Annotated in this window: 13 protein-coding genes; 4 read left to right on the top strand and 9 right to left on the bottom strand. The window is 70.4% G+C overall.

Annotated features, from left to right (window positions below; translation table 11 throughout):
- Window positions 1-32: 32 nt before the first annotated feature.
- Both ACZ4TR_RS30965 and ACZ4TR_RS30960 read right to left on the bottom strand, forming a co-directional pair.
- Complete coding sequence (locus tag ACZ4TR_RS30965) at window positions 33-1454, bottom strand: endo-1,4-beta-xylanase (protein WP_465290863.1); 1422 nt, start codon at window positions 1452-1454, stop codon at window positions 33-35.
- Between the two features lie 40 nt (window positions 1455-1494).
- Entirely contained in the window at window positions 1495-3885 is a 2391-nt protein-coding gene (locus ACZ4TR_RS30960; protein ID WP_465290861.1) for a ricin-type beta-trefoil lectin domain protein, read from the bottom strand.
- A 269-nt stretch (window positions 3886-4154) separates the two neighbouring features.
- Here ACZ4TR_RS30960 and ACZ4TR_RS30955 point away from each other — a divergent pair, with 269 nt between their 5' ends.
- Window positions 4155-5543, top strand: coding sequence for a glycoside hydrolase family 43 protein (locus ACZ4TR_RS30955; protein ID WP_465290859.1), 1389 nt, complete (start codon window positions 4155-4157; stop codon window positions 5541-5543).
- 89 nt (window positions 5544-5632) lie between these two features.
- Window positions 5633-7270 carry a glycoside hydrolase family 27 protein gene (locus ACZ4TR_RS30950; RefSeq protein WP_465290857.1) on the top strand — a complete coding sequence of 546 codons (1638 nt, stop codon included), beginning with the start codon at window positions 5633-5635 and terminating at the stop codon, window positions 7268-7270.
- Between the two features lie 184 nt (window positions 7271-7454).
- Here the strand turns inward: ACZ4TR_RS30950 and ACZ4TR_RS30945 are convergent, their stop codons facing one another.
- The 7 genes from ACZ4TR_RS30945 to ACZ4TR_RS30915 all read right to left on the bottom strand — a co-directional run bounded on the left by ACZ4TR_RS30945 (window position 7455) and on the right by ACZ4TR_RS30915 (window position 17936).
- Complete coding sequence (locus ACZ4TR_RS30945) at window positions 7455-8930, bottom strand: arabinofuranosidase catalytic domain-containing protein (RefSeq protein WP_465290855.1); 1476 nt, start codon at window positions 8928-8930, stop codon at window positions 7455-7457.
- A 63-nt stretch (window positions 8931-8993) separates the two neighbouring features.
- Window positions 8994-10013, bottom strand: a complete 1020-nt coding sequence (locus ACZ4TR_RS30940) for a LacI family DNA-binding transcriptional regulator (protein ID WP_465290853.1) — start codon at window positions 10011-10013, stop codon at window positions 8994-8996.
- A 66-nt stretch (window positions 10014-10079) separates the two neighbouring features.
- Window positions 10080-11447: an RICIN domain-containing protein gene (locus ACZ4TR_RS30935; protein WP_465290851.1), complete on the bottom strand. Its 1368-nt coding sequence runs from the start codon at window positions 11445-11447 to the stop codon at window positions 10080-10082.
- Window positions 11448-11461: 14 nt separating this feature from the next.
- Complete coding sequence (locus ACZ4TR_RS30930) at window positions 11462-12787, bottom strand: extracellular catalytic domain type 1 short-chain-length polyhydroxyalkanoate depolymerase (protein WP_465290850.1); 1326 nt, start codon at window positions 12785-12787, stop codon at window positions 11462-11464.
- The gene (locus ACZ4TR_RS30925; protein WP_465290848.1) at window positions 12784-15645 is read right to left on the bottom strand and encodes a PQQ-dependent sugar dehydrogenase; all 2862 of its coding nucleotides are present in this window, start codon (window positions 15643-15645) and stop codon (window positions 12784-12786) included. Before ACZ4TR_RS30925 ends, ACZ4TR_RS30930 begins: the two co-directional genes overlap by 4 nt.
- Window positions 15646-15677: 32 nt before the next feature.
- Window positions 15678-16859 carry a ThuA domain-containing protein gene (locus ACZ4TR_RS30920; protein ID WP_465290846.1) on the bottom strand — a complete coding sequence of 394 codons (1182 nt, stop codon included), beginning with the start codon at window positions 16857-16859 and terminating at the stop codon, window positions 15678-15680.
- A 333-nt stretch (window positions 16860-17192) separates the two neighbouring features.
- On the bottom strand, window positions 17193-17936 hold the full coding sequence (locus ACZ4TR_RS30915) for a FadR/GntR family transcriptional regulator (protein WP_465290844.1): 744 nt from the start codon (window positions 17934-17936) through the stop codon (window positions 17193-17195).
- A 259-nt stretch (window positions 17937-18195) separates the two neighbouring features.
- Between ACZ4TR_RS30915 and ACZ4TR_RS30910 the strand changes: the two genes are divergently transcribed.
- Both ACZ4TR_RS30910 and ACZ4TR_RS30905 read left to right on the top strand, forming a co-directional pair.
- Window positions 18196-20565: a ricin-type beta-trefoil lectin domain protein gene (locus ACZ4TR_RS30910; protein ID WP_465290842.1), complete on the top strand. Its 2370-nt coding sequence runs from the start codon at window positions 18196-18198 to the stop codon at window positions 20563-20565.
- A 16-nt stretch (window positions 20566-20581) separates the two neighbouring features.
- Window positions 20582-21664 carry an RICIN domain-containing protein gene (locus ACZ4TR_RS30905; protein WP_465290841.1) on the top strand — a complete coding sequence of 361 codons (1083 nt, stop codon included), beginning with the start codon at window positions 20582-20584 and terminating at the stop codon, window positions 21662-21664.
- Window positions 21665-21676 lie beyond the last annotated feature (12 nt).

The raw sequence follows: 21676 nt of genomic DNA, 5'->3' as shown, positions 1-21676 counted from the left end.
CGCCCGCGCCCCCTCGCCGAACCGCCGCCCTCCTAAGCGGCCGGCCAGGTCCACTGCTGGTTCGCCCCGCCGTTGCAGGTCCAGACGATCACGGCGGTCCCGTTGGCGGTCGCCGCGCCGGTGACGTCCAGGCACAGGCCCGACTGGCCGTTCGTGATCGTGCCGTTCGCGTTCGACGCCCACTTCTGGCCGTTGCCGCCGGTGCAGTTCGCGATCACCGCCGCGGTGCCGGCGGCCGTCCCGCCGCTCGCGGTGTCCAGGCACCGCTGCGAGCCGCCGGAGTAGACGGTCAGCGCTCCGGCGCTCGTGCGGGTCCACTGCTGGTTCGTGCCGCCGTGGCAGTCCCAGATCGCCAGCGCGGTGCCGGCGGTGGTCGACGAGCTGGGCACGTCCAGGCACCGGTTGGCGGCCACCGCGCGCACCGCGCCGTTGCCGCCGCCTCCACCGCCGTTGTCGAGCACGTCGAGCACGGCGGTGTAGGCCTGCTTCTTGCCGTAGTTGCCGTCGAACAGCAGCGGCGTGTCACCCGAACGCCACGAGTACTTGTCCGTGACGCCCCAGACCGTGATGCCGGTGCAGCGGGAGACCGCCATGCACGCCTGCGTCACCTGCCGGTACACGTTCGCCTGACCGGAACCCGAGCCGCCGACGTCCAGCTCGGTGATCTGCACGTCGACACCGAGGTCGGCGAAGCGCTGCAGGTTCGCCTGGTAGCTGCCGAGGTTCGAAGTCGACCCGAGGTGGCTCTGGAAGCCCACGCAGTCGATCGGCACACCGCGGCTCTTGAAGTCGCGGACCATGTTGTAGATCCCGGTGCTCTTCGCGTTGACGCCGTCGGTGTTGTAGTCGTTGTAGCAGAGCTTCGCGTTCGGGTCGGCCGTGCGGGCGGCGCGGAACGCTTCCTCGATGTAGCCGTCCCCGAGCTTCTGCTGGAACACCGACTGCCGGCGGCTGCCGTTCTCCTCGAACGCCTCGTTGACGACGTCCCACGCGTAGAGCTGCCCCTTCCAGTGGCCGGCCACCTGGCTGATGTGGTTCTGCATCGCCGACCGGAGGTTGTTCGCGTCCAGCCCGCTCACCCAGCCGGCGAGCTGCCCGTGCCACACCAGCGTGTGCCCCCGGATCTTCATCCCCTTGCTCCGGGCCTGACTGACGATCTGCTCCGCGGGGCCGAAGTTGAACTGGTTGCGGTTCGGCTCGACCGTGGCCCACTTCATCTCGTTTTCCGGGGTGACGCCGTTGTACTCCGACGTCCAAGTGTTCACGTAAGCCGACTCCCCGAGGTGGCTCGTGGAGATGGCGGCGCCGAGGTACCGGCCGCTCTGCGCCGCCGCGGCCCCCAGCGTGCTCGCCGCCGCGGCGGTGCCGGGGACCAGCACCAGGGCGCTCGCCGCGAGCCCCGCGGCCGCCGTGGCGGCCAGCGTGGTCCGCCACCGGGATGGGCTGATGGTCATCACAACCTCGTTCCGTCGTCGAAAGGGGTCATCGCCGGGGCTAGCTCCGTGTCCACTTCTGGGCACCGCTGCCCGTGCAGGCCTGCAGGGTCACCGGCGTGCTGTTGCCGGTGCCGCCGCCGTTCGGGCCGACGCACAGTCCTGATTGGACACCCGTGATCGTCCCGTCGGCGTTCGCGTTCCACTGCTGGTTGGTGCCGTTCGTGCAGTCCCAGATGATCACCCGGGTGCCGGCCGCGGTGCTCGCGCCCTCGGCGTCGAGGCACTTGGCGCCGTACACCTGGAGCTGCTTGCCGGAGGTGAGCGTCCACTGCTGGTTCCCGCCGCCGTTGCAGTCCCACAACGTCACCTGGGTGCCGTTGGCCTGTGACGCGCTCGGGACGTCGAGGCACCGGCTCGAAGCGGTGTTGCGCAGCACCGACGTCGATCCGCCGCCCGAACCGGTCACGGCGAGGTTGTCGAACTGGGCGGTCTCCCCCGTGCTCGTGCCGATCCCGGCCTGGCCGGCCGGGAAGGTGCTGTCGGTGACCGTGCCGAGCACGGCGCCGTCCACGGAAGCGGTGATGGTGCTGCCGGAGAAGCCCAGCGACAGCTTGTGCCAGCTGTTCGTGCCGAGCCCGGTCGTCGTGCCGCTGCGCAGCGTCGTGACCTGCTGGCTGGTGTTGTTGCGCCGGATCGACCAGGCGCCGGTGTCGCTGACGCGCAGGTAGTAGGCGTTCACCGCGCCCTGGTTGCCCGTGTCCTGCGAGCCGACCCGGCCGAGCAGCTCGACGTACCCGGCCTTCTCCAGCAGCACGTCCGCGTTGACCGTGTAGTTGCTCCAGGCCACGTTGCCCAGCAGCGCGTAGGGATCGACGAACTTCTTCCAGGGGATCGTCTTCTGCGGCGAAGCCTGCCGCACGCAGGTGCCCGCGCGGCCGGCGCCGCAGGCCGACGTCTCGAACGCGCCCTCCATGTCCATCAGGTACTTGGCTTCCTTGCCCTTCGCGTACCCGTCGAAGTCGTCGCTGTAGGGCAGGTTCAGCGAACCCTGTGCCGGGCTGGTCGCGGTGCCCTTGCCCTGCCCGGTGGTGGTCGTGATCGTGTACAGGTAGCCCGGCTGGGCGGTCAGCGTGAACGCTCCGCCGGACGGCGTGATGTCGGTGGTGTGCACGAAGTGGTCCGCCGCGTTGTTCGAGTTCAGGTTGGTCGCCCACACGTGCACCTGGCCGGTGGACAGCCCGCCGGTGACGTTCAGGTTCAGCGTCTGCGCCGAAGTGGCGTCCATGGTTTCGATGATCGTGCTGTAGTCGTTGGTGCTCGGGGATTTCAGCGACACGTAGCTGCCGTTGGCGCGGTTCCCGCCGAGGTAGCCGCTCGAGGCGTCGAGGTACTTCCAGCCGGGCGCGGTGAACTGCGTGGTGTGCGCCAGTGCCCAGGCGTCCTTGCCGACCGAGTAGTACCCCGACCACGGCTGGTTGGCCAGGATCAGCCCCACCGTCGGCCACGGGATGTTGGGCGTGGTGGCGGCGATGAGGTCCCAGTTGAGGTACGCGGTCATCTTGCCGTCGAGGTAGACGCGGTTGATGCCCCGGGCCAGCGGCTTGGCGCCGTCGTTGTAGTCCTGGGAGCCGTTCTCGCTCGACCACAGCGTCTTGCCGGTGTTGGTGACGCTGGCCGGAACGCTGCAGGACGTCTGCGCGCTGAGGTAGCCGCACGTGTAGTGGGCGCTGAGCACGTCGGTGGCGTTGCGGTAGGCCGTGTTCGTCGAGACGGCGCTCGCGGGCCCCCAGTCCCCCGGCCACGAGTCACCGGAGATGACCTTGACGGCGCTGTACCCGTTGGCGTTGAGCGCGTTGCGGAGGGTGACGGTCCAGTCGGCGCTCCACTGCTTCTCGTTCTGGACGCTCGTGAGGTAGTCGATCGTCAGCCCGTGCTGCTTGGCGCACCCGAGCCACGAGAGGTAGTAACCGGTGAGGTCGTCGGAGAAGAAGGTGCCGTTGCCGATCCAGCCCGGTGCTCCCCAAGGCAGGCCCACGAGCTTGATGCCGGGGTTGCGTGCCTTGGCCTGCTCCATGATCCACCACTCGTACCCGCGGTTGCAGTCGAGGTCGCCGCGGAAGTGGGCGTGGCTGGGTTCCGCGCCGCTGGTGGAGTTGGTGTCCCCGCCCATCTCCACCTTGAGGATCTGCAGCGCGGCGCCGTACCCCGGTTTGAAGAGGTAGTCGAGGATCCGGCCGCGCTGGGGCTCGGGGTAGTCGATCAGCAGGCGGCTGTTGCCACCCCCGCCGCTGACCGCGCCGACGCCGTCGAACGTGCGGCCGGCCGAACCGCCGTTGACCGTGATCGAGGTGGCGGCCTCGGCCGGCGCGGCGCCGGCCACCACTGTCCCGGCCAGGACGACGACCGCGACCATCGAGGCTCGCACCCTCCGGAACAGGGTTGGCAGCATGGCAGTTCTCGCTTCCGACGAAGGGTGCGGGCGGTCGGCTTCGGAGCGCGTTAGCGTTAACACTGTTTAGGCTCAGGCGAAGCCGAGGGTCAACCCCAGCGGCGAAACCAATCGGGACACGCAGCGAAACCCCAGCGTGGACTGTACGGGCCAGGTGAAACTTTCAGGCGCCGCGACCCATGCTTGTGAGCGTGAACATCGCCGTGCCACACTGCTCTTCGCCTGGCTCTGGAGCGCGAGCAACGGTGACCACAACCCAAGGAGCACCCGTGAAAGTCGCGTCCTCACCTTCGGCGCTCTTCAAGCCCCGGCGCGGACTCACCCTGATCGCCGGACTGCTGTGCCTGCTGGGGCTCTTCCCCGCGGTGGCGCGGGCGGACAACCCGATCATCCAGACCAGCTACACCGCCGACCCGGCACCGCTGGTGTACAACGGCCGCGTCTACCTCTACACCGGCCACGACGAAGACGCCTCGACGTACTTCACCATGAAGGAATGGCGGGTGTGGTCGTCGGCGGACATGGTCAACTGGACCGACCACGGCTCCCCCCTGAACCTGGCCGGCTTCACCTGGGCGAGCGCCAACGCCTGGGCGGGACAGACCGTCTACCGCAACGGAAAGTTCTACTGGTACGTCCCCATGACGGTCCGGGCGACCGGCGCGATGGCCATCGGCGTGGCCGTGGCGGACAGCCCCACCGGGCCGTTCCGCGACGCGCTCGGGCACCCGCTCGTCGGCAACGGCGAGATCGACCCGACGGTGTTCGTCGACGACGACGGGCAGGCGTACCTGTACTGGGGCAACCCGCACCTGTGGTACGTCAAGCTCAACGCCGACATGATCTCCTACTCGAGCGGACCGGCCCAGATCCCGCTGACCACCGCCGGATTCGGCACGCGCACGGGGGACGCGAACCGGCCGACCCTGTTCGAGGAAGGACCGTGGGTCTACAAGCGCAACGGCTTGTACTACAACGTCTTCGCGGCGAAGTGCTGCTCGGAGTTCATCGCTTACTCGACCGCTCCCGGCCCGACCGGACCGTGGACCTACCGCGGAACGGTCATGCCCACCCAGGGCAGCAGCTTCACCAACCACCCGGGCGTCATCGACTTCAACGGGAACTCCTACTTCTTCTACCACAACGGCGCTTTGCCGGGCGGCGGTGGCTACACGCGCTCGGTCGCCGTGGAGAAGTTCTCCTACAACGCCGACGGCAGCATCCCGACGCTCACCATGAGCACCACGGGAGCGCCGCAGGTGGGCACGCTGAACCCGTACACGCGGCAGGAAGCCGAGACGATCGCCTGGGAGTCCGGCGTCGAGACCGAGGCGTCCACCGAGGGCGGGATGAACGTCGGCTACCTCGAAAACGGTGACTGGATCAAGGTCAAGGGCGCCGCGTTCGGCGCCGGTGCCCGGTCTTTCACCGCGCGAGTGGCCTCCGCGGCCGCCGGCGGCCGGATCGAGCTCCGGCTGGACAGCACCGGCGGCACCCTGGCCGGGACGTGCACCGTGCCGGGAACGGGCGGCTGGCAGACGTGGACGAGCGTGTCCTGCCCGGTGACCGGGGCGACCGGGACGCACGACCTGTACCTGCGGTTCACCGGGGGCAGCGGCTACCTGTTCAACGTCAACTGGTGGCAGTTCACCTCCTGACGGCACGACCACGGCGGCCGGCCCGGGTGAACGAGCGCTTCGGCACCGGCCGGCCGCCACTCCGCTCGAACTCCCGGAAAGGGGCGACGATGCCCGTTCGACCACGTCACCGCATCCTGCACCTGCTCATCGCCGCGGCCACCGCTTTGGCCGTGGCCACCGTGACCCCGGCCGCCGTGGCCGCGCCCGGCAGTCCCGCGCTCACCCCGCCGCTGGGCTGGAACAGCTGGAACAGCTTCGGCTGCGGCGTCACCGAGACCGCGATCCGCCAGGCGGCCGACGCGATGGTGTCGTCCGGAATGAAGGACGCGGGCTACCAGTACATCGTCGTCGACGACTGCTGGTTCGACCCGCAACGCGACTCCTCGGGCGCGCTGCGGGCCAGCTCGTCGAAGTTCCCGAGCGGGATGAAGGCGCTGGGCGACTACATCCACGGCCGCGGCCTGAAGTTCGGCATCTACCAGGTGCCGACCGACCGCACCTGCGCGCAGCGCACCGGCACCTACCCCGGCTCCACCGGCAGCGCGGGGCACGAGGTCCAGGACGCGAACACCTTCGCGTCCTGGGGGGTGGACTACCTCAAGTACGACTGGTGCTCCCCCGCCGGCACGCGCGACGAGCAGGTCGCCCGGTTCACGATCATGCGCGACGCGGTGCGCGCCACCGGGCGTCCGATCGTCTACAGCATCAACCCCAACAGCTACCACGCCATCACCGGGGACAAGTACGACTGGGGCCAGGTCGCGGACCTCTGGCGCACCACCGAGGACCTGCTGGACATCTGGCAGAACGGCAACACCAACAGCTACCCGATGGGGGTCGGCAACGTCCTCGACGTCACCGCCCCGCTGGCCGCGCAGGCCGGCCCGGGCCACTGGAACGACCCGGACATGCTCGTGGTCGGCCGGCCCGGGCTGTCGCTGACCGAGTCGCGCGCCCACTTCGCGCTGTGGGCGCTGATGGCCGCGCCGCTGATGGCGGGCAACGACATCCGCACGATGTCGGCCGACATCAGCGCGGTGCTGCGGAACCCGCGGCTGGTGGCGATCGACCAGGACCGGCTCGGCGCCGGCGGCCGCCGGGTGCGTGACGACGGCAACGTCGAGGTCTTCGCCAAGCCCCTCGCGGACGGGTCGGTCGCGGTCGGGCTGCTCAACCGCGGGAGCGCGACGACCACGGTGAGCACGACCGCCGCGCAGATCGGGCTCTCCGGCACGTCGTTCACCCTGGCCGACGTGTGGACCGGCGCGACTTCGACGACCGGCGGCGCGATCTCCGCGAGCGTGCCGGCGCACGGTGCCGCGGCGTACCGCGTGTCCGGCGGCACCCCTCTCGCTGCGACGACCTCACGGCTGCGCGGCGCGGGTTCCGGCCGCTGCCTCGACGTCGACAACGCTTCGACGGCCGCCGGAGCGGGCACGCTGATCTGGGACTGCCAGACCGCGGCGAACCAGCTGTGGACGACGTGGGAGACCGGCGAGGTCCGCGTGTTCGGCGACAAGTGCCTCGACGCCGACCACCAGGGCACCACCAACGGCACGCGGGTGATCAGCTGGCCGTGCAGCGGGCAGGCCAACCAGAAGTGGACGTTCGGTGCGGACGGCTCGATCCGGAACGTCCAATCGGGACTGTGTCTGGACGCCGAGGGGGCGGGTGCGGCCAACGGGACCCACGCGATCCTGTGGAGCTGCAACGGACAGGCCAACCAGCGGTGGTCCCGCGCCTGAGCCCACTCGCCGCTCTGCGCGGGGTGCTTTCCGTGCAGTGAATGACTCATTCCTGGCGTCCGGCGCCAGGAATGAGTCATTCACTGCATCCCGGAGGCGCGCCGCCTGGGCGTCCCCGCGGACAGCCGAACGCCCGAGCCGTCCACGGCGGCTCGGGCGTTCGGTTCTCCCCGGCAATACAGCCTCAGCGGTACCCGGCGGCCACGATATTGGCCTGCACCGCGTTCTCCGTCGCATCAGACGGATATCCCGCGACCATCGCCCCTTCATAGAACGTCCCCGCGCTCAGGTTCGCACCGCCACCGGGCTTGCAGCAGTCGCCGCCGCTCCCCAGCACGATCGCCCCCTGCTTCTTCATCGGGCTGTAGCCGCTCGGGAGCGCGCCGTCCCACAGGGTTGTCAAGCTGCCGGACTGGGCGTCGCCGCCCTTGATCGCGAAGCGGGACGTCCCGTTGTTCTTCAGCACCGCCGTGACGAACTTGCTGCCGAACGCCCGCTGGTTCGGGTTCCACGTCTGGCTGCCGCCGGGGTAGAGCCCCCACTCCAGGTCCGCCTGCACCCACGGACCGGTGCCGGAGCACCCGCCGAACCAGCACTGCTTGCCGAAGTTGAGCGCGTCCATGGCGCCGGCCGCGTCGGCCTTGCGGGTCGTCTCGCTGTTGCCGTAGTCGAAGCAGCAGCCGCTGTTGACGTGCGTTCCGCTGGTCACCATGTACATGCCCTCGGGTGCGCTGCCGGTCGGCACGCCGGTGAGGTGACCGTCGCGCCAGTAGCTGTTGCCCGGGTTGATGTACAGCGAATACGCCTTCCGGCTGCCGACCGTGAGCGACTCCGTGGTCGCCTTGGCGGGACTGCTCTGGCTGGACCCCGGGACCACGCTCGATCCCTGGTACCACAGGTCGTTCCCCCGCCCGGACTGGTCGTAGACCACCGTGATGACGCAGGAAGTCCCGGAACAGAACGCATCCTGGATCCCGGCGTCGGCGGCGCCGCCCGCCGCCACGGCGCCGACGTTCCGGGTCGTGTTGTCGGACGCGCGCCGGACCTGGTACAGGTTTCCGCTGTAGGCACCGTAGAGCGCGCGGACCGTGCTGTGCGCGGCGATGCACGGCGTGCCGCCGGACGCGTAGATGTCGCAAGGGCCCGCGCCGGTGGGCGGCTGAGCCCCGGTGCTCCACCGCTGGTTGCTCTGGCCGTGGCACGTCCAGAGGATGACCGCGGTGCCGTTGGCCGTGCCGGCGCCGTTCACGTCCAGGCACAGCCCCGACTGCACCCCGGTGATCGACCCGTCGGAGTTCTGCCGCCACTGCTGGTTCGCCCCGCCGGTGCAGGACCAGATGATCACCGCCGTGCCGGGCGCCGTCTGGTTGCCGGTGGCGTCCACGCACCGCGTCCCGCTCAGCGCACGCAGCTCGCCGGCGGAGGTGAACTCGAAGGCCTGGCTCGCCTGGCCGGAACAGTCCCGGATCTCCAGCGCCGTTCCCGGAGTGTCGGCGCCGCCCGTCACGTTCAGGCACCGCCCCGAAGCCGCGCTCGTAAGGGATGTCGGCGCCGCGGACGCCGGTGCCGCGCCGGCCAGCGCGGCCGCCAGCATCGCGGCCAGCACCAGGACGGCGCGCACCGGCTTACTGTGCCGATCGTTGCCAACTCGAGTGGTCACGAATCCTCCTTCGAGCGCCGCGGATCTCCCGCGAGCGCATTGTTAGCGCTAACATCAAGAGGTTCACGCCGTCGCGCGCAACACCAGCTTGGTGTCCAGCACGGCACAGCGCGGCGCGGACGAGCCGCCGAGCATCGCGAGCAGCTCACCCGTCATCCGGGCGCCCATCTCTTCGATCGGCTGGCGCACCGTGGTGAGCGGCGGATCCGTCCGGCGGCCGATCGGCAGGTCGTCGAACCCGATGACGGCGACGTCCCCGGGCACCCGTCGCCCCGCGCGGTGCAGGGCCCGCATCGCGCCGACCGCCATCATGTCGGAGGCGGCGAAGATGGCGTCGACGTGCGGGCGGCGGTCCAGCAGGCGAGCGGTGGCATGTTCCCCGGAGGCCTGGCCGAAGTCGCCGAACACCACCAGCCCGCGGTCGCCGCGCCCGGCGCCGGCGACCGCCTGCCGGTAGCCGAGCAGCCGGTCCACGCCGGCGGTCATGTCCTGCGGCCCGGCGATCGTCGCCACCGTGCGCCGGCCCGCGTCGATGAGGCGCTGGGTGGCCCGTTGCGCGCCACCCCGGTTGTCCACGTCGACATAGGACGAGCGGCCCCCTTCGCGGACCGGGCGGCCGCCGAACACCACCGGGATGCCGAGCCAGTCGAGGTCGAGCGGACGGCGGCCGTGCATGCCGACGACGAGAGCGCCGTCGACGTGCCCGCCGTCGAGGTACCGCACCACCGGGGCCTGGTAGTTCTCCGTCGCGGGCACGGTGAGCAGGACGAGCTGCAGACCCGCCTCGGTCAGCTCCTTCCCCGCTCCGGCGGAGATCCGCGCGAAGTAGGGATCGGCGAACAGCCGGAGCACCTCTTCGCACACGACCAGCGCCACCGAGCCGGTGCGCCCGGCCGTCGCCCGCGCGGCTCTCTGCCGGGCGTAACCCAGAGCCGACATCGCCGACTCCACCTGCTTGCGCGTTTTCGGCCGGACCCGCGGAAAGCCGTTGAGCACGCGGGACGCGGTGGCGGTGGACACCCCGGCCGCCCGCGCGACGTCGGCCAGGGTCGGACGGAGCTGGGGCAACTCGACGGACGACACGTTCGCTCTCCCAAGACGTCTTTGTCTCTGCAGGGCTCACTGAGAATACCGCCGGGTAACGGGCGTTCAGGCGCGTTGGACCCGGAATCTTTGGTTGGCGCCACCGGTGGCGGTCCACTGGGAAATCCGGGCGCCGTCGGCGGTCGAGGCTCCCCACACGTCCATGGACAGGCCGCTCAGCCGGTTGACCAGGCCGACGACGCCACCGCCCAGGTCGGTCACCCGCCACTGCTGGGAAGTGGCGCCGGAGTCCGGTTGCTGGCTGATGTCCGCGCCGGTGGCGGAACCGGCCACCTGGAGCACCAGGCCGCTGTGGCGGGCCCGGACGCGGTAGTAGCCGTCGCCGGAGTCGAGGAAGTCGAACTGCTGGTTCTGCCCGCCGGTGGCGGGCCACTGCTGCAGCAGGGCGCCGGCCGCGGTGGAGACGCCGCTGACGTCCAGGAGCTTGCCGCTGTGCTCGGCGACCAGGGTGTAGTTCACGCCGACCTGCACCGGCGAGCCGGCCGGCGGGGTGGACGAGTCGAACTGGGTGATGAACTTCCACACCTCGCCGGACGTCCAGGTCTGCCAGCCGCTGCAGGTGCACCCGTCGCGCGGGCCGGGGTCGTGGCCGCCGTCGAACGCGGCCCAGACCACCGGGTAGCCGGTCCGGCAGCCGGAGTAGGCGGTGACGATGTGGGTGTGGCTGCCGCTCGAGGGCTCCGGCGGGTTCTGCGCGGTGCAGCCGTTGTTCCGGACGAACTGGTCGCGCAGCGACCGCCCGGACGCGATGGGCAGGACGTTGTCGCCGATGCCGTGCATCCCGATGTAGGCGACCGGCTGGGTACCGCCGCTGCACCCGCTGAGGTTCGCGCCGGAGTAGACGGCGACCGCGCGGAAGACCGTCGGCCGCGCGCAGGCGAGCGCGTAGCTCATCGCACCGCCGTAACTGAAGCCGCCCGCGAAGACCTGCGAGGTGTCGACGCACAGGGCCGACTCGAGCTGCCGCAGCAGGTCGTCGACGAACGTGACGTCCTGGCCGCCGGGGTTGGCCCAGCCGTTGCCGTTGCCCTGGGGCGCCACGAAGATCGTGTTGTTGCCCGCGCTGTCCGCCAGCCGCCGGAGCCCGTAGTAGGACCAGTTGTAGCCGTCGGTCCCGCCCGAGTCGACGTCGTTGGCCGTGCCGCCGCGCCAGTGCAGCCCGACGAACAGCCGGTACGGGTGGCTGTTGTCGTAGTTGGCCGGGACCCGCAGGATGTAGCTGCGGTTCTGGCCGCCGCTGGAGATCGTGTGGCTGCCGCTCGCCAGGCCGGGGGCCTGCCCGCAGCCCGCGGTCCCGGCCGCGGGCGCCGATGTCGAAGCCTCACCGGGCACCGCGGCTTCGGCGGTCCCGCCCGCGGCCAGCAGCGCGCCGATCGCGACGGATGTGAACAGCCGTCTGAACTTTCCCATCATGCGGTTCCCTCCGGTCAGTTCCGGGTCCATTGCTGGGTGGTGGCGTGGGTGCACGTTCCGAGCCGCACGGCGGTGCCGTTGGCGGTCGACCCCGCGAGCTCCAGGCAGAGTCCCGACTGGGTCGAGGTGACGGTGCCGTCGGAGGCCGCCCGCCACTTCTGGTTGGCCCCGCCGTGGCAGGCCCAGATGATCGCGGCCGTGCCCGGGGCGGTCCCGCCGCCCTCGGCGTCCAGGCAGCGCTGCGTGCCACCGGAGTAGACGGTCAGCTCCCCGGCGGCGGTCGCCGTCCACGTCTGGTTCGTGCCGCCGTGGCAGTCCCAGACCTGCAGCCGGGTGCCCTGGGTGGTCGACTGGCCCGGCACGTCGAGACACCGGCCCGCGGCCACCGACCGCACCGGAGCGCCGGTGCTCGTCCCGCCACCGCCGTCGAGGCCCAGGAACGAGATCGCGTACGCGATCATCCCGGCCTGCGGCAGGGTGTGGCCGGTCCCCGCGATCGTGATGCCCTCGACGGCAGCCTGGGTCCCTGTGCCGCCGTAGCGGTTCCGGGTCCACGACGACTGCGGGTGGTCGGTGGCCGACGGCGTCTGGCTCAGCCCGCGCAGGGCCGTCCACTGCTTGATCTCCTCGCCGTAGTTCGGATACGCCAACGTGGTGTCCTGGTTCCCGTGCCACAGCTGCATCCGGGGGTAGGCGCCGGCGTAGCCGGGGTACATGGCGTGGGCCTGATCGGCCCACTGCTGCGCGGACTTGACGCCGTTCCCGCCCGCGCACTGGCTGTTCCACAGCGAACCGTCGGTGGTGGCGAAGCACCCCGCGGGCACACCCGAAAACGCCGATCCGGCGGAAAACACGTCCGGGTACTGCGCGGCCAGGACGTTCGTCATCATCGCGCCCGAAGAAAATCCGCTGACCACGATCCGGCCCGGATCGACGTCGTAGTGCTGGCGGGTCCAGGCCACCATCGCCATGATGCCGGTGGTGTCGCTGCCGCCGTCGCGGGTCAGGCCCGCTTTGGTGGAGACGTCGAAGCAGTGCCCGTCCCGAGTCGCCTCGGGGACGACGACGAGGTAGCCGTAGCGGTCGGCCGCCGTCGCGTAGTCGTGCCCGTTGCCGTTGAAGATCGCGCTCGCCGAGCCGCCGCAGTAGTGCACCAGCACGAGCAGGGCCGGCTTGGGCGCCACGGTGTCCGGCACGTACAGGTACATGCCGAGGTTGGTCGGGTTGGCGCCGAAGCCGGTGACGCGGGTCAGCGCGGCGGCCCCGGCCGGGCCGGCCGTCACGAACAGCCCGGTGACGGCCAGCGGCAGCAGGAGGAGGAACGCGAGCAGCCGTTTCACCGCAGGCTCCACTGCTGGTTGGCCTGGCCGCCGCAGGACCAGAGGATGACCTTCGTGCCGTTGGCCGTGCCCTGGGCGTTCGCGTCGACGCACAGCCCCGACTGGACGCCGGTGATCGTGCCGTTGCTGTTGACGTTCCACTGCTGGTTCACCTGGTTGTGGCAGTCCCAGATGATCACCTGGGTACCGTTGGCCGTGCCCTGCCCGGACGCGTCCAGGCACTTGTTCCCGTACACCATCAGCTGCTTTCCGCTGGTGTAGGTCCACTGCTGGTTCGTGGCCTGGCTGGTGCAGTCCCGCAGCTGCACCTGGGTCCCGTTGGCCGTCGAGGAGTTCGGGACCTCCACGCACCGGCCGGACGGGGTCCCCACGATCTGCTTGCCCGTCGGCGTCGTGCCGGGCTGGCCGACGCCGGCGCCGGTGAAGTGCACCCAGTTGACGTTGAACAGGTAGGCGGCGCCGCTTTGGCCGGAAGGATTCCGCGCCACGAAGTAGAGCTTCCCGGTGCCTGTGGGCGGGCTCGTCAGGTTGACCGCGAAGTCCTGCCAGGTCTGCCAGCCGCCGGTGCCGGTGATCGGCACCGAGGTGACCAGGGCGCCGTCCGGCGCGTTGCGGCGCACTTCCAGGGTGCCGCCGGAGCCGCCCGAGGACGCCCGGACGTGCAGGCCGGTGATGTTGTCGAGGGCGATCGGGTCGAAGGACCACCAGTCGCCGTCCTGGACGAACGCCGCGCTGTCGCCGCCGCCCATCGGGTCGGTGGCGGTTTCCACGGTGACGCCCGCGGTGTCGGTGCCCTTCCCGTCGGCGGTGCGGCCGGTGGCGGTGAAGAACTCGGCCTGCTTCATCTTCGGCTGCAGGATCACCTGGGACCGGCCGGTGATCGGGCCGGCTCCCCCGGCACCGCCCTTGTCGGTGTAGGACGCTTCGACGACGTAGAAGATGTTGTCGTTTTCGCTGTGCCCCGTCGAAAGCGTGGTCTGCACCTCGGCGGTGCAGCCGTGGTACTGGTCGAGCGGGTGCCCGTGCTCGTCGTGGCCGAGGTAGGCCTGGACGGTCACCTGCGAGCAGTCGACCGTCCCGTCCTCGGGATCGCTGACCGTGACGGCGAAGTTCACCTTGTCGCCCCACTCGAACAGGCCGCCGGTCGGTGGGCTGGTGATGGTGACCGTCGGGGCCGTGTTGCCCGCGGTGACGGCGACGCTCGCGGTGCCGGTGGCGCCGGCCGCGTTCGTCACGGTGAGCACGGCGGTGTAGTTGCCGGCGGCGTAGGTGTGACTCGGGTTCGCGGCGGTGGACGTGGCGCCGTCCCCGAAGTTCCAGTTGTACCGCAACGTGGACCCGCCCGGGTCGGTCGAACCCGCACTGGAGAAGGCCACTGTGAGCGGTGCGGGCCCGCTGGTGCGGTCCGCGGCGGCCTTCGCGACCGGGGCGGCCGAGCCACCGCCGAGGTAGTCGACCCGGACGATCGACGCGTCGCTGTTGCCGCCGCCGTACCCGGTGCCCCACTCGACGACGTAGAGCGCGCCGTCCGGGCCGAACTTGAAGTCCATCGGCCGGTTGAACTTGAGCGACGGCAGCAGCGGGTCGATCGAGGTGACGTTCGTGCCGCCGCTGTCGAGCTGGAAGGTGTACATCGAGCTGGTGTTCCACTCGGCGAAGACCGCGCGGCCGTCGAAGTCCACCGGCCACTTGCGGGTGGAGGCGAGGTTCGGGTCGAACCGGTAGACCGGCCCGGCCATCGGTGCCCCGCCGGACAGCTGCGGGAAGTGCGCCGAGTCGGCCTGGTAGTGGTAGTACACCTGGGCCGGGATGGCCGGCGGCAGCTTGGTCAGGCCGGTGTTGTTGGGTGAGCTGTTGGTGGGCCCGCCGGCGCAGTCGAACTTCGCGCCGGAGGCACCGGTGGCGAAGTTGTACTGGTTGTAGGCCAGGTTCGGGCCGACGCAGAACGGCCAGCCGGCGTTGCCGGGCTTGCTGACGACGTCCCATTCCACGGTGTTCTGCGGGCCGCGGGTCGAGCTGGCGTTCGGCGCGTCCGGGCCGTAGTTGGCGACCAGGGGGTAGCCGGTCTTGGGGTCGAGCCCCATCCGGAACGGGTTGCGCTCCCCCATCGTGTAGATCTCGGGGCGCGTGTTCGCCGTGCCGGGCGCGAAGAGGTTGCCCGACGGGATCGTGTACGTGCCGTTGGTTTCCGGGTGGATCCGCAGGACCTTGCCGGACAGGCTGTTGGTGTTGCCCGCGGTGCGCTCGGCGTCCCAGTACGCGCGTCCCGAGCGCTGGTCGAGCGGGCTGTAGCCGTCGGAGGCGAACGGGTTGGTGTTGTCCCCCAGCGACAACCACAGGTTCCCGTTCTTCTTGTCGATGACCAGGCCCGCGCCGTGGTGGCAGCATTCGGCGCGCTGCACCGGCACGTCCAGGACGACCTTCTCGGTCGACTGGTCGATCGTGTCGCCGTTCACGGTGAACCGGCTCAGCCGGTCGACGTTGCCCGCGTTGTTCGGCGAGTAGTAGACGTAGACCCACTGGTTGTCAGCGAAACCCGGGTCGACCGCGATGTTGAGCCCGCCGGACTCGTTGGCCGTGAAGACGTTCAGATGCGTCGCGAGGACCGTCGTGCCGTTGGGTCTGACGACCTTCACGTCCCCGAGCCGGTCGATGTAGAAGACCCGGCCGTCCGGGGCCACGTCGAGCGCCATCGGGTTGGACGTCTCGGTGTGCAGCGTGACCTTCTGGAACTTCGAGTCCGGCGGCAGCGCCGCAGCGGCCGGACTCACGGGGGCCGTGAGCACCGGGATCAGGGCGGCGGCCAGGACCCCGGCCACCGCCAGCGCGCCGCGGCGCAGCGCGGAAAATCCGGACATGACGGGTCTCCTCGAGGCAGACGGGTGGCGGTTCAGCGGAGGCTCCACTGCTGGTTGGCCTGCCCACCGCAGGACCACAGGATGATCTTCGTGCCGTTGGCCGTGCCGCGGCCGGAGGCGTCCACGCAGAGGTTCGACTGGACGCCGGTAATCGTGTTCGCGCTAACATTCCACTGCTGGTTGGGTTGCCCGGTGCAGTCCCAGATGATCACCTGGGTTCCGTTGGCCGTGCCGCGACCGGAGGCGTCCAGGCACTTGTTGCCGTACACCGTCAGCTGCTTGCCCGCGGTGTAGGTCCACGTCTGGTTCGCCTGGCCCGCCACGCAGTCGCGCAGCTGCACCTGCGTCCCGTTCGCCGTCGAGGCGTTCGGCACCTCCACGCACCGGCCCGACTGCGTGCCCACCACCTGCTTGCCCGAGGGCGGCGGTGTCGTGGTGACCGAGCAGTCGGCGGACACCGCCCCGGCCGCGGTGCGGATCCCGCCCAGCAGCAGGTGCAGGAAGTTCGGTTCGCTGAAACTTTCGCTGGTGTGGCCCATGCCGGTGTACCAGGAACGGCCGCCGTCGAAGTCGTGGCACCACGTGGTCGGGTGGTCCGCGCCCATCGTGGCGCCGGAGTAGCTGGATTCGTCCACAGTGGTCAGCACGTGGACGGAAGACCGTGGATTGGTCCGGAAGTCGTACCACTCGTCGTAGTGGGAGTACTGCGCCGGCAGCCCCTGCGTGGACGGGTGGACCTGGTCTTCGACCTTGACCAGGGCGTTCTGCCGCGCGGGGTGCTGCTTGAAGTAGGCGCCGACGAGCTGGCCGTACCAGGCCCAGTCGTACCCGCTGTCGGACGCGGCGTGGACGCCGGCGAACCCGCCGCCGTGCTCGATGTACCGCCGGAAGGCGTCCTTCCCGGCCTGCGTGCCGACCGGGTCGCCGGTCGTGGAGAGGAAGACCACGGCGGCGTACGGGGCCAGGCCGGCATCGGTGAACACCGCGTCGTCTTCGGTGGCGTCGACCGCGAAGTCGTTCTGCTGCCCCAGTTGCCGGATCGCGGCGATCCCGGCGGGGATGGAGTCGTGGCGGAAGCCGGTGGTCTTGGAGAACACCAGGACCTTGAAGGCCGCCGCGGGCGCGGCGGGAGCTGCGGACACGGGTGCCGCGAACCCCAGGACCACGGCGGCGACCAGGACAACCGCGCGGAGAGTGCGGGACAGCGTCGTCACGGGTACTCCTCTTCAGGAGTGGAAGGGGGCACGCGGGGTGCGCGCTCCGAAATCGCTCAGTTACCGAACCGAACGGCAAGAGCCAAGATAGAAGCGGTCGGCGGCGAAGGTCAATGCGCGGTGAAACTTACTGTGCCGATCGGTCCTGATCCGACCACAGTCACGGCCGAATGGCTTCGTAGCGACGGTTGCGTGCCGCGTGGGGTCGGCCTACTTTGGCCGGATTAGTACTCACCCGCAACACATCGCGGCCGTCTCACGATCACGGCGTCCACAATGGAATGAGCACAGGACTGCGCACCCGAAGCCGGGCCCCGGTACGCACTCCTGCGCTCACTGCTCGAAGAGCCGCCGCTGGATCTCCCGCCGGTAGTCCTCCAGGGTGTTGTCGAGGTGGACGGCGGCTGCCCGGGCCGCCTCCTCCGGTTCGCCGTCCCGGATCGCCCGGTAGATCGCGTCGTGCTCTTCGATCGCGCCCGCGGCGTGGCCGCCGACCGCGCCGGACATCCCGATGATGTTCGTCTGGCGTTGCAGGCGGCGGGCTTCGCGCACGGCCGCGACGAGGAACTGGTTGTGGGACGCGGCGGCGATGCGGAGGTGGAAGTCGTCGTCGCCGCGGTCGAACAGCGCGCTCTGGCCGGTCAGGTGACCGTGGCGGCAGGTCTCGGCGGCGGTCTCGATCGCGCGCAGCTCGACCGGGGTGGCGTTCGCGGCCGCCAGCCGGCTGGCCGCGGTCTCCTGCACCCGGCGGAACTCGAAGAGCATGTAGACGTGGTCGAGGTCGGCGGGCAGGAAGAAGCCTCCCCAGCGGGAAGCGCCGAGCATGCCCTCGTCGTCGGAGACATACAGCCCACGTCCCTTGTGCGCTCGTACCCGGCCGATCGCCGAGAGGATCTTGACGGCCTCCCGCACCACGGTCCGGCTGGTTCCCATCCGCGCCGCCAGCTCGACCTCGGTCGGCATCCGGTCGCCGGGCCGCAACTCCAGCTCGGCGATCAGGTGCAGGATCTGCTCGGCCACCACTTCGTAGCCGGGCCGGTACGGGGCAGGCGGTGCGGTTTCCTCGTTGCGAGTCACCCGATGAGTATGACTCAGTGGGTGCCGGCCAGTGACTGTATCCCGCACCCCGCGGGCACGGTCAACACCGGCGGCACCCGGAATGAAACTTACATGCGTTGCCGCAGGTGAAATCGTCGAACGGGGTCGATGCGTCCGTTCGTCCCTTGACGCCGGCCCGACCTTGACCTCGTATGAGTCGTACACATCCTTCCCGGGCCCACCCGGTCCACTGTGGACACCGGGTGCCCGATGACCCGTCCCCGGAGAGGGAGCCGCCATGCCGCCGCGCACCGGATCCGTCGCCGCCGCGCTCGTCACCGCACTCGTGGTGACCGCGCTCGCCGCGCCGCCCGCCCACGCCGCGACCGTCACCGTCGCCGTGGCACCCACCGGCGACGACGCCAACCCGGGCACCCCCGAGCAGCCCGTCGCCACTCCGGCGAAGGCGCAGCAGGTGGCCCGCGCCCAATCGGCCGCCAACGACGTGGTCGTGCAGCTCGCCGGCGGCACCTACTGGCTCTCCGCCCCGCTGACGTTCACCAGCGCCGACTCCGGGCAGAACGGCCACACCGTCACCTGGCAGGCCGCGGCCGGCCAGACGCCGATCCTCTCCGGCGGCACGCAGGTCACCGGCTGGGCGGTGCAGGACGCGGGCCAGAACATCTGGGTGGCGTCCGTGCCGCAGGGCGCCGACTCGCGGCAGCTGTTCGTGGACGGGGCGCTGGCGCCGCGCGCGTCGATCCCGATTTCGCGCAATGACGTGCAGATCACGACGTCCGGCCTGACCATCGTCAACTCCGCGCTGAACTACCTGGCGACCCTGCCGCAGCAGAACCGGATCGAGGTGGAGAGCCAGAACTCCTTCACCGACCGGTTCTCCCCCGTCGACCACGTCAGCGGCACGTCGATCGTCATGCAGCAACCCGCGTGGAACAACAACAACTGGGGCTACGACACGCTCGCCAAGCCCTTCGGCGGCGGCCAGCTGTTCCTCGAGAACTCGTACTCGTTCCTCAAGAACACCGGCCAGTGGTACCTCGACCCGCAAGCCGGGAAGCTCTACTACAAGGCCCCGAGCGGCTGGGTGCCCGGCAGCCACGACGTCGAGCTGCCGCGGCTGACGTCGCTGCTGCGGATCAGCGGCAGCTACGACAACCCGGTGCGCGGCCTCACCTTCAGCGGCCTGCACTTCGAGCACACGACCTGGCTCACGCCGGGCACGTCGGTGGGCTACGCCAACCAGCAGAGCGGCACGTTCCTCCCGGCCGCGGCGACCATGCCGGGCGACTTCCTGAGCTCCTGCCAGTCGGGCTGCCCGCTGTTCGAAGGCGCCCGCAACAACTGGGCCCAGGCGCCGGCCGCCGTCCAGGTCTCGGCCGCCACCGGGATCACGTTCAGCGGCAACACCTTCACCCACCTCGGGCAGGTGGCGCTGGGCATCGGCAACGACGCGAACGCGCACGCGTCCGGGGTCGGCCTCGGGGCGTCGTCGATCACCGTGGACCGCAACACCTTCACCGAGGACTCGGGCGCGGGCATCGTCGTCGGCGGGGTGCGGCCGGACGCCCACCACCCGTCGAACGCGGCGATGGCCAACCGCGACATCACGCTGTCGAACAACACGGTGAGCCGGGTCGCGCTGGACTACCGGGAGATGGCCGGCATCCTGTCGACGTACGTGACGCACGCCGTGATCACGCACAACGACGTCGCCAACCTCACCTACGACGGCATCGACGTCGGCTGGGGCTGGGGCGCGAACGACCCGGGCGGCAGCCAGGACTACCGCAACCGCGGCCTGTACAGCTACCAGCCGGTCTACACGACGCCGACGACGTTGCGGGACACCGTCGTCAGCTACAACCGGGTGCACGGCACGAAGAAGCTCATGCACGACGGCGGCAGCCTCTACAACCTCTCCGCCAACCCCGGCAGCTCGATAGACCACAACCACGTGTACGACAACAACCACACGGTCGGCCTTTACCTGGACGAAGGCTCCCGCTACGTTTCCCTGTCGGCCAACGTGATCCAGGACTCCGGGGTCTGGGCCTTCACCAACGCGAGCGGCAGCAACAACACCAACGACAGCACCTTCAGCGGGAACTGGTACAACGGCGGTGCTACCAACGTGGCCACCGGGTCGCCGCACAACAACGTCCTGAGCGGCAACGTCCAGGTGAGCGGCACCAGCTGGCCCTCGGGCGCGCAGCAGGTCATCGCCGCCGCGGGCCCGGGTGGCACCGGGTCGGCGGCGAGCCCGGTGCGCGCGGCCGGCGCGGGCAAGTGCCTCGACGTCAACGGCGTCAGCACCACCCCCGGCGCCCAGGTGCAGATCTGGGACTGCACCGGCGGCGGCAACCAGTCCTGGACGCGCACCACCGCGGGAGAGCTGACCGTCTACAGCGGTGACAGCACCCGGTGCCTGGACGCGTCCGGGCAGGGCACGACGCCGGGCACCAAAGTCGTCATCTGGACCTGCAACGGCGGCGCCAACCAGCGCTGGCAGGTCAGCTCGGCCGGCACCGTCACCGGCGTCCAATCCGGACTGTGCCTCGAGGTGACCGGCAGCGGTACGGCGAACGGCACCGCCGTCCGGCTGTGGACGTGCACCGGGCAAGCCAACCAGAAGTGGACCTTCGGCTGATCGATCGAGGAGAACCATGAGAATCCGGCTCATCGCGGCCGCGGCGACCCTGTTCCTGAGCGCGTTCCTCCCGGGCACCCCGGCCGCCGCCGACTCGAACGGCGGCGTGCGGGTCATGCCACTGGGCGACTCCATCACCGAAGGCACGCAAGTCCCCGGCGGGTACCGGATCGGGCTGTGGCAACGCCTGAGCGCGGGCGGCTACCAGGTCGACTTCACCGGCTCGCAGTACAACGGTCCCGCTTCCCTCGGCGACCACGACCACGAGGGCCACCCGGGCTGGCGCATCGACCAGGTCGACGCGAACGTCGTGGCGTGGCTGCGGAACACCGGCTCGCACACCGTCCTGCTGCACCTCGGCACCAACGACGTCCTGCAGAACTACGACGTCGGCCGCGCGCCCGCCCGGCTGTCCGCGCTGATCGACCACATCACCGCGACGGCGCCGGACGCCGAGGTCTTCGTCGCGACGATCATCCCGATCGCCAACTCCGGGCAGGAGTCCGCCGCCCGGACGTTCAACTCCGCCATCCCCGGGATCGTGCAGAGCAACCGGAACGCCGGGAAGCACGTGCACCTGGTGGACATGCACGCCGCGCTGACCACCGCCGACCTGATCGACGGCGTCCACCCGACGGCCGGCGGGTACGACAAGATGGCCGCCACCTGGTTCGGCGCCCTGCAGTCCGTGCCCGGGAGCATCGGCACGCCGGGGACGTCCACGGCGCGGCAGATCGTCGGCACGCAGTCGGGCCGCTGCGCCGACGCCGCGAGCGCGGCCAACGGCACCCAGGTCCGGCTGCAGGACTGCGGCGGGCAGGCCGGCCAGGCGTGGACGCGGGCGGGCCAGACGCTGACCGTCGGCGGGAGCAAGTGCCTCGACGCCTCCGGCCACGGCACGGCGAACGGCACCCCGGTGATCGTCTGGGACTGCCACGGCCAGGCCAACCAGCAGTGGGCCGTCAACGCGAACGGGACGATCACCGGCGTCCAGTCGGGTCTGTGCCTCGACGCGTCCGGGCAGGGCACCGCCAACGGCACCCAGCTGATCCTGTGGGCCTGCGGCGGACAGGCGAACCAGCAGTGGACGCTGCGCTAGAAGGGGAACGAC

Source organism: Amycolatopsis sp. NPDC028719 (assembly GCF_055565395.1).
Note: the sequence above shows the minus strand (reverse complement) of the source record. Positions and strands in the feature narration are given on the sequence as shown.